The following is a 7691-nucleotide window of genomic DNA, read 5'->3' on the forward strand; positions in this document are numbered from 1 at the left end:
TGTAGACGCTGCGCACAGGCTTGTCGCTGCGGTTGCGCCAGGTGAGCTTCTGCTTGCCGTCCACCGTGTGCTTGACGGGATCGAGCGTCGCGTCGATCTCGTAATTCACGACGCGGTCGGACAGCGTCGCTTCGGCGCCGGTGCGCGCACCGCCCCAGGCACTGGATGCGCTGGGCGTGCTGACGGCTGCGGAGCGGCCGGGAACCAGGGGAATATCATCTGCCGCGGCGGGCACTGTTGCGGGGACTGGCGTCTTAGCGCCTTGTGCCATCAGGGTGGACGCAGCGGCCACCAGCGCGACGGCGGGCAGCCATTTCAGGGTGCTTCGCATATCTCTCCAATAGATAAATCGGCAACCCGTGCAATTTAGCCAGCCTTTTACCAATTTGGCAAACTTTTGCGACAAACGGTTTATAATGTCGGCGCCCTGGTGCCACGCGTCCTGCTCATGGACGCAGTTAAACGGGAAACACAAGGCCGCGTGCGCAGAAGCGCGCAAGCCAAGGTGTGCTGCCCCCGCAACGGTAAGCAAGCGCCACTCGAAAACCGGAATACCGGTGGCAGGCACATCGTGCCTGCCACCAGATTCACGCTTCCCGGTTTTTGGCATGCCGGTTCGAAGACCACTATGCAGACAGCATAGGAAGGTGAACCGGTTCGACTTGCCAGCCCGGATACCGGCCAGGGAGGTGGAAGCGCGCCCGCAACGGCGGGGCTTCTTTGGATTCCGGCTGCGGGGACGCAGGCGGATACTTTTTCTGTACTGGTTTGTCCATGAATACCTTTGCATCCCGCAGCGCGYTGGCGCTGGCCGTTTCCCTTTGCTTTGCCGCGCCTGCGTTCGCGGAAGGCGACGTTGTTGTCATCTCCGGTTCCCGCTTCGCTGCCGATCCGGCCTTGCTGCCGATTGGCGCCACCTCCATCAGCGCGGCTGAAATCCGCCGCGCCGGCGCGGCTGACGTGAACCAGGCGATCCGCAAGATCGGTGGCGTGTACGGCCGCCAGAGCCTGACCGGCAGCCCGGACTTCGGCCTCGACCTGCGCGGCTTCGGCACCAACAGCGACCAGAATATGGTGGTGGTGCTGGACGGCGTGCGCCTGTCCGAGAATGAGCTGAATGGTCCGCTGCTGTCCACCATTCCGATCGACTCCGTTGAGCGCATCGACATCATGCGTGGCGGCGCCAGTGTGCTGTACGGCGAAGGCGCAACGGGCGGTGTGATCGAGATCCACACCAAGCGTCCGGAAGCTAACACCACGCGCGGCACCGTGTACGCGGAAGGCGGCCAGTTCGCCACTGGCGAAGTGCGCGGCTCCGTGGCCAAGGCATGGAACGACTTCGCAGTGGACCTGTCGGCCGGCCATCAGCGCACCGACAACTACCGCGACAACAACGAATTCAAGCAGAGCAAATTCAATGGCGGCGCGCAGTGGAACACCGAGTACGGCCGCTTTGGTGTGCGCGCTGACATCGCGCGCCAGGACAACCGCTTTGCCGGGTCTTTGAGCCTGCTGGAATTCCAGAACAATCCGCGCCATACCGACACGCCGAACGATTTCGGCAAGCTGGATAGCGATCGCTATACCGCCACCTACGAGCAAAAGCTTGGCAACTTCGACATCGCTGCCGAACTGTCGCACCGCAAGAAGACCACCGAAGCGACCTACATTAGCTCTTTCGGCACTTTCAGCTCGCATTACGACAGCAAACAAACCCAGTTCTCGCCACGCGTGCGCCACCTGGCGCAATTCGACGGTCTGCTGAACGAACTGGTGACCGGTATCGATTTCCAGCGCTGGAACCGCGTGACCGACGGCACGTACGAAACCACCCAGCGTTCCAAGGCTTTCTACGTGCGCGACGAAATCAAGTTTGGCGGCCAGTATCTGCCACGTATCGCCGCTGGTGTGCGCCGTGAGCTGTTCGACAAGGTCGCGACAGATCCGCTGGGCTTCAATTCCGTGTACGACGTGACCCAGTCGCACAACGCCTGGGAAGTGCAGGGCAGCGTGCTGGCCGCGCCAAACCTGACCGTCTACGCCAAGACCGGCCAGAGCTATCGCGTCGCCAACGCCGACGAAAATGGCTTCACGCCGGTGTTCAACCAGCCGCTGAAAACCCAGACCTCGCATGACGTCGAACTGGGTGCCGGCTACTCGCTGGCCGGCATCAAGCTGGATGCGCGCGTGTTCCGCCATAACCTGAACAACGAGATCTTCTACGATCCGACCGCGGGCATGTTTGGCGCCAACACCAACCTGGCGCCGACCCGCCGTGAAGGTTTCGAGTTCGACGCCAGCGCCAACGTGGCGAAAGACTGGCAGGTCAGCGGCCATTACCAGCACGTGAAAGCCCAGTTCCGCGATGGTCCTAATGATGGCCATGAAATGGTCTTGGTGCCGAAGAACATCGTGACCGCACGCCTGGCCTGGCTGCCTTCCGATGGCCAGACCGCCGATGTGGGCGTGCAGTGGGTGGACCAGCAGCGCTATGGCGCGGACTTCGCCAATACCTGCCTGGGCCGCATCCCGTCCTTCGCCACCATCGACGCCCGCTATGCGCGCCGCTTCGGCCAGTGGGAGGTTGCGGTGCAGGGCACCAACCTGGCGAACCGCCACTACTTCACCGCCGCTTTCGGTTGCAACGCTGGCATTTACCCGAGCGACGGCCGCCAGCTGAAACTGTCGGTCCGCTACGACTTCTGACAGAGGGCCACTTAAGAGTGGCTTAAAAACGCCGCGGGGGAGACATTTCGCCCCAAAAAATGTTAATCTCGCGGCGTTTACCACCCATTCTGAAGGATGAATATGCGTTTCCTGCGTCTCATGCTGGCTTCCGCCGCCTTTATGTTCACTGCTGCCGGCGCCTATGCCGCGGAACCGCAGCAAGGCGTTGACTACAAGGTTCTCGATACTCCGGTTCACGCTGATACCGGCAGTAAAAAGGTCGAGGTGATCGAGTTCTTCATGTACTCCTGCCCGCACTGCAATGCGCTGGAGCCGATGATGGCTGATTGGGTCAAGAAGAATGCCGACAAGATCGTGTTCAAGCGCGTGCATTTCCCGCGCACCGGCGAGAAAGACCCGCTGGCACACGCTTACCTGACCCTGGAAGCGATGGGCAAGGTGGACCAGGCGCACGACAAGCTGTTCCGCGCATACCACGTTGAGCACAATCGCCTGATGACCGACGACTCCATCACTGAGGTGGTAACCAAGGCAGGCATCGACAAGACCAAGTACCTGGAAGCCTTCAATTCTTTTGGTGTGCAGTCTAAAATGAAGCGTGCGAACCAGCTGATCAACTCCTACAAGGTCGACAGCGCACCGACCATCGTGATCGATGGCCGTTATGTGACTTCGCCGTCGCAAGCTGGCCGTCCGGGCGAACCGGAATCGCTGTCCCAGCAGAAGACCCTGGTCGTGATGGATTACCTGGTCAACAAGGCCGCAGCAGGCAAGAAATAAGATATGGCAAATCGTGAAGAAGACGTGATCCAGGCATACCGGGATTCGATCCCGGACGAATCGCGCCTGTTCAACCGCACCCGCATCAACCAGGTGGCATGGACGCTCATCGTGCTGCTGTGCGGTCTCGTCTTCTGGATGGCGATTGCCCTGATCAATGCGGAGAACCAGCGCAATGCCCTGATCAACAAGCAGTGCCGCGATCGCGTGTTCCCCGAAGAGATCGACAAGGCCTGCATCGTCAGTGTCCATTCACGCGAACACTGGTGGGAACATCTTGCTTACGCCATGTGGCATACCTCGCCGCAGCGATAAAAAAAGCCCGCAACCGCGGGCTTTTTCTTTAGCTGTGCTTCTTCTCGTCGATCACCACCGTGCAGGTTGATCCGGCCACCAGCACCTGACCCTTCGGCGTATTGTCGATGTGGATGCGCACCGGAATGCGCAGCGCCAGGCGCACCCAGTTGAAGGTCGGGTTCACGTCGGCCAGCAGTTCGCGGCCGGTGGTGGCGTCGCGGTCGGTAATGCCGCGCGCTACGCTTTCGATATGGCCTTGCATGCGCACGCCGTCCATCAGCTGCATATCGACCTTGGCGCCTTGCTGCAGCAGGGGCAGTTTGGTCTCTTCAAAATAGCCGATGACGTAGTAGGACTCGCTGTCGATCAGGGCCAGCTTGGCGGCGCCGACGGAAGCGAAATCGCCTGCATGCACATTCAGGTTGGTGACGAAGCCGCTGACCGGCGCGCGCACCACGGTGCGCTCCAGGTTGACCTGCGCCAGCTTGCGCGCGGCCTGTGCCGCCTCGATCTGGGCGGTGGCRCTGCTGACGGCGAAGTCCGCCGTTTCCTTGTTCTCGGCGGAGATCACGTCGCTGCCCAGCGCGGCGCGGCGTTTGGCTTCGCTGCTGCGGCGGCCTTTCTCCACCTGCTGCGCGGACAGCGCGGCATTGGCCTGGGCCAGGGCGCTGGTGTAGCGCTCCTTGTCGATCACGAACAGCACATCGCCTTTCTGCACGTACTGGTTATCCTTCACCAGCACTTCGGTGACGGTGCCGGAAACGTCGGCCGCGATGTTGATGACGTCGGCGCGGATGTGGCCATCGCGCGTCCATGGCGATTCCTCGTAGCGGTCCCAGGCCGTTTTGCCGGCCCACAGGGCGGCAAGCAGCAATAAGGCACTGATGGTAAAGCGGAAGATCTTGGTCAGCATAGGGAGTCTTCTTATTGATAGAGATTGATGATTAAGCCGCCGAAAATGCAGGCCAGCAGGGAAAGCCGCACCAGCGCGGGGTGCCATAGGCGGCGATACACGCCGAGGTAGCCAAGCACGCCATCCAGCAAGCCTTGCAGCAGCAGGCTGGCGAAGAACAGCGGCAGAACGGTTGGGATCAGAACGCCGAACACGGACAGTTCACGCGGCATGGCTGGTTTCTCCTTGGTCGAGCAGGGATGTGTAAATGGAATGCAGATCGGTCAGTGCGGTGTGCAGGCGCGGCAGGCGCTCGGCTGATGCATCGGGCAGCGCGCCGCGTAGTACCGGGCCGGCGGCCAGAATTGCTGCCTGTGCGGCCGTGCTGGAGACGCGCTCCGGTGCACGCAGGTGCGCGGCCAGGCTGTCGACGACGCGCTGCAGCGCCTCGCGCACGGGGCCCTGCTGGGACGTCGCCAGCAGGGCGCGCAGTTCGATCGTTGCGTGGCCCAGTTCCAGCAAGGTCAGGCCCTGGCGCACGACGGCGCGGGCGTCAGTGCTGGGCGCCGGTCCGGCGGCTGCATTGAGCTGGCTGAGCAGGTCGCGTACACGGTTGTCGAAGCGATGGCGCAGGCGGCGCGCGGACTGCGCGACGGCGGCAGGCCGGCTTGCGCTGCCGGACAGGCGCGCGGTGCAGGCGTCCAGCGCCTCGCGCCACAGGGCCGCAGCAACGTGTTCGCGATTACCCATGGTGTGCTCCGGCARCAGCACCGAGAAGGCCGCGTAAGCGATCAGCACACCCAATATCTGCGAGATGGCGCCATTCAGGTAGGCGCCCACGTCGAAGCTCATATGGTTGGCTGGCGCGATGAACAGGCTGGTGAACAAGGCCATGCCGACGCCGATACCGCCGCGTTTCGGATCGGACGTCAGCCACATCGCCAGTGCCAGCAAGGGCAGGGCGGCCAGCACCAGCATGGGGTAATCGTTTGCCTGAATCACCAGGTAGAACTCGGACACGAAGCACAGCGGGAAAGCGGCCAGGAAGCCGATCATGATCTGCTTCACCATTGCCGTTGGACGCGGCGAGGACGAAGCCAGCGCGCAGAACACGGTGCCCAGCACGACCATATTGGCCAGCTGCGGCCACACCATCCAGTACCAGATCGTCGCGGCGGCCAGCAGCATCAGCGCGGCGCGCACACCGCTGGCGATGACAATGCCCGGCGGCGTTTTGGGTGCGTAGGCTTGCGGTTCGCTGACCTGCACCCGGCGCCGCTGCGCCAGGCCGTCGTACTGCGCCGCGAACGAGGCGATATTGCCGGCAAAGCGCTCCAGCAGCTCGACGGCCGTGTCGAAATCGATGCGCCAGCGGCGCGAGGTGTCTGCATCGCAGTCCGCATCGGCCAGCGCCAGTGCATCGCGGGCATCGGCAATGGACGCGGCCAGCTGCGGGCGCAGTGCGTCAAAGGCCGCTGCTGCGCCATGGCTGCCGTCGGTGTGCGGCGCAGGCGCCGCTGTGCGTGCGGCCGCCATGGCGGCCGACATGGCGCCCGCCAGTTGGCGGTGCAGCGGTTCAAGCAGGCCAGGCACCGGCGAATCAGGCTGCGAGCGCGCACGGTCGATCAGGCGGTGCAGCGTGTAGAAGGTGGTCAGCGCCGTCATGAACGCGGCATTGAAGGCATGCAGCTGGCGCGTGTGCGAACGCGCATGCGCCGCTTCGAAGAAGGCTGCCGCGCGGCCGGACTCCAGCGCCGCGATGTCGGCTGCAAAGCGCAGATGCGACACTTCCGCTTCCGATGGCGACAGCTTATGTTCCAGCACCTTCTGGCAGAAGCCGAGGAAGCCTTCGAAGCGCGCCTGCACCGTGCGCATCACCAGCGGGCCATGCGCGCGCGGGAACAGCACGTCGTTGATGACGGAAGCGCAGATGATGCCCAGGCCTACTTCGGTGGCGCGCGTCACCGCCAGCGAGAACACGGCCGTGGGATGGTCCAGCGAAGGAACGCCGATCATCACGGCCGTATAGCCCGCCAGCACGAAGCTGTAGGATTGCTGATTGCGGTGCATTGCCGCACCGGCGGTACAAAGGCCTACCCACAGCGCCAGGCCGAGAAAGAGCAAGGGCGCCTGCTGCGGGAACAGCCCAACCAGCAGCAGCGCGGCGGAACAGCCGACGATGGTGCCGAGCAAACGGTAGAAAGCCTTTTCCAGTACCATGCCGCTGCTCGGCAGGGCCAGGATGAAGGTGGTGGTCATCGCCGTGCCGGGCGAATCGAGGCCGAGGCGGAAGGCCAGCCATAAAGCGGAAAAGGCCGCCACCATCGTACGGGCTACAAACATCCAGCGCCCGCCGTCGGTGGCAGCCCAATCGAGGACCTGCCTGCCCACCCAGCCCGCCGCGGATTTGATGCTTGGTTTGGCGGTGGCTGGAGAGGGCGTCATGATAGCTCTATAAACTGTGTTCTAAGTTATCCAGCTGTCTTCTGAACAGCTGTTCCTGTGCCCGGATATCTTCCGGATCGTAGCCGTCATAGGCTCGGGTCGTACGCGCCCAGACTTCGGGCATCACCTGTTCGATCAGCGAACGGCCGGCATCGGTCAGCGAAATCATCACGCAGCGGCGGTCGCCCGGACGGTTGCCGCGAGTGATCAGGCCTTGCGATTCCAGATCGTTGCAAACCCTGGTCAGGTTCGCCGGTTTTTCCATACACGCTTCGCCCAAAGTCGAAGCAGTCGATGTTTCATTTTCAGAGCCGTACAATACGGCCAGGACCATATAGCTGGCATCCACCAGGTCATACTTGCGCAGCACTGCGTTCGACAGATCTTTCATGCGCTTCTGGACGTGGTACGTCATGCGCAGCAACCGCATCAGGTCCTCCGGGAATCCCGGCATGCGCGTGTGAATATTCTTCAGGCGCTTGTTGGTGGCATCAAAACTGCCCATGTGCAGTCACTCCTGTGCAATCGAAAGCCAAATTTTACTATTGTTGACCTAAGGTAAAGACATTTTTAGGCCTCCTCCGAGCGC

Annotated in this window: 7 protein-coding genes, 1 pseudogene and 1 riboswitch; of the genes and pseudogenes, 3 read left to right on the forward strand and 5 right to left on the reverse strand. The window is 62.4% G+C overall.

Annotated elements, in window-relative coordinates; translation table 11 throughout:
• Nucleotides 1-331: pseudogene (locus AB4Z11_RS16460) on the reverse strand (hypothetical protein); the annotation flags it as partial.
• Nucleotides 332-411: 80 nt separating this feature from the next.
• Nucleotides 412-700: riboswitch (cobalamin riboswitch) on the forward strand.
• A 74-nt stretch (nt 701-774) separates the two neighbouring features.
• On the opposite strand from AB4Z11_RS16460, the gene AB4Z11_RS16465 reads away from it, so the two are divergent.
• The 3 genes from AB4Z11_RS16465 (at nt 775) to AB4Z11_RS16475 (ending at nt 3783) form a co-directional block, all read left to right on the forward strand.
• Entirely contained in the window at nt 775-2706 is a 1932-nt protein-coding gene (locus AB4Z11_RS16465) for a TonB-dependent receptor (RefSeq protein WP_442026320.1), read from the forward strand.
• Nucleotides 2707-2808: 102 nt separating this feature from the next.
• A complete protein-coding gene (locus AB4Z11_RS16470) occupies nt 2809-3468 on the forward strand; it encodes a thiol:disulfide interchange protein DsbA/DsbL (RefSeq protein ID WP_442026321.1) in 660 nt (219 codons plus the stop codon).
• 3 nt (nt 3469-3471) lie between these two features.
• On the forward strand, nt 3472-3783 hold the full coding sequence (locus AB4Z11_RS16475) for a hypothetical protein (RefSeq protein ID WP_442026322.1): 312 nt from the start codon (nt 3472-3474) through the stop codon (nt 3781-3783).
• A 28-nt stretch (nt 3784-3811) separates the two neighbouring features.
• Here AB4Z11_RS16475 and AB4Z11_RS16480 read toward each other — a convergent pair whose 3' ends face one another.
• Genes AB4Z11_RS16480 through AB4Z11_RS16495 form a run of 4 tightly spaced genes read right to left on the reverse strand, consistent with a single transcriptional unit; the run spans nt 3812 to nt 7607 of the window.
• Nucleotides 3812-4678, reverse strand: a complete 867-nt coding sequence (locus tag AB4Z11_RS16480) for an efflux RND transporter periplasmic adaptor subunit (protein ID WP_442026323.1) — start codon at nt 4676-4678, stop codon at nt 3812-3814.
• Between the two features lie 11 nt (nt 4679-4689).
• Nucleotides 4690-4890: a DUF1656 domain-containing protein gene (locus AB4Z11_RS16485; protein ID WP_442026324.1), complete on the reverse strand. Its 201-nt coding sequence runs from the start codon at nt 4888-4890 to the stop codon at nt 4690-4692.
• Entirely contained in the window at nt 4880-7102 is a 2223-nt protein-coding gene (locus AB4Z11_RS16490) for an FUSC family protein (protein ID WP_442026325.1), read from the reverse strand. Before AB4Z11_RS16490 ends, AB4Z11_RS16485 begins: the two co-directional genes overlap by 11 nt.
• A 7-nt stretch (nt 7103-7109) precedes the next feature.
• On the reverse strand, nt 7110-7607 hold the full coding sequence (locus tag AB4Z11_RS16495) for a MarR family winged helix-turn-helix transcriptional regulator (RefSeq protein WP_442026326.1): 498 nt from the start codon (nt 7605-7607) through the stop codon (nt 7110-7112).
• Nucleotides 7608-7691 lie beyond the last annotated feature (84 nt).

Origin of the sequence: Pseudoduganella sp. RAF53_2, from assembly GCF_052113985.1 — a bacterium.
GTDB lineage: Bacteria > Pseudomonadota > Gammaproteobacteria > Burkholderiales > Burkholderiaceae_D > Rugamonas.